Raw genomic sequence first — 523 nt, forward strand, 5'->3', positions numbered from 1 at the left:
TTGTCGGCGGCAGTAGTGATGGTCCCGGCATTGGTCAGTGTCTGTGGATCATTTACCTTCGTGCTATTGTCGGCGGCGGTGGTGATGGTCCCGGCATTGGTCAGCGTCTGTGGATCATTCACCTTCGCGCCATTGTCGGCGGCAGTGGTGATGGTCCCGGCATTGGTCAGTGTCTGTGGATCATTTACCTTCGCGCTATTGTCGGCGGCGGTGGTGATGGTCCCGGCATTGGTCAGCGTCTGTGGGTCATTTACCTTCGTGCTATTGTCGGCGGCGGTAGTGATGGTCCCGGCATTGGTCAGTGTCTGTGGATCATTTACCTTCGTGCTATTGTCGGCGGCAGTGGTGATGGTCCCGGCATTGGTCAGTGTCTGTGGATCATTTACCTTCGCGCTATTGTCGGCGGCGGTAGTGATGGTCCCGGCATTGGTCAGCGTCTGTGGGTCATTTACCTTCGTGCTATTGTCGGCGGCGGTAGTGATGGTCCCGGCATTGGTCAGTGTCTGTGGATCATTTACCTTCG

Annotated in this window: 1 protein-coding gene; it reads left to right on the forward strand. The window is 56.8% G+C overall.

Annotated features, from left to right (window positions below):
- Positions 1–523: hypothetical protein (locus Xsze_RS22335; protein WP_099139198.1), on the forward strand; the 523-nt coding region annotated here is incomplete at both ends.

This window comes from Xenorhabdus szentirmaii DSM 16338 (assembly GCF_002632585.1).
Classification (GTDB): Bacteria; Pseudomonadota; Gammaproteobacteria; order Enterobacterales; family Enterobacteriaceae; genus Xenorhabdus; species Xenorhabdus szentirmaii.